The 536-nt window shown below is 58.2% G+C and carries 1 protein-coding gene; it reads right to left on the bottom strand.

Going from position 1 to position 536, the window contains the following annotated elements; all coding sequences use genetic code 11:
* Positions 1–536: condensation domain-containing protein (locus JO375_RS00045; RefSeq protein ID WP_229522563.1), on the bottom strand; the 536-nt coding region annotated here is incomplete at both ends.

Consider the following 536-nt stretch of genomic DNA (forward strand, 5'->3'; position numbering starts at 1 on the left):
AGGGTAAAGCGCGTACGCAAGGTCGCATGCCGGGCGATCAATTGACGGAATACATCTTCCACTCGTTTCACGTCCAGCGGACCGCTCACATGCAGCACCGACGGCATGTTGTAGTTCACATCATTCGGGTCGAACTGATGCAGCACATACAGTCGTTTTTGCGCCGAGGACAGCGGGTAGAAGCTGCGCTCTTCCGTCACCGGAATGGACGCATAGGCCACTTGTTCCTGACTTTCCAGCACAGCTGCCAGCTGTTCAATCGTTGGCGCTTCAAAAATGCTGCGCAATGGAAGCGGCTTGTTCAGCTCCTTGTGAATCTTCGAGGCCAGCGTTGTCGCCCGCAGCGAATGTCCGCCAATCTCGAAGAAGTTTTCCTTCACGCCGACCTGCGCGAGGCCCAGCACATCCTGCCAGATTTGCGCCAGCTTCGCTTCCACCCACGTCCGCGGTGCGACATAGTCGGCTCCGCTTTGCAGGCTGCCTTCCGGTGCCGGCAGGGCCTTGCGGTCGATTTTGCCGTTTGGTGTCAGCGGCAT

This window comes from Paenibacillus farraposensis, assembly GCF_020736845.1.
Taxonomy (GTDB): Bacteria; Bacillota; Bacilli; order Paenibacillales; family Paenibacillaceae; genus Paenibacillus; species Paenibacillus farraposensis.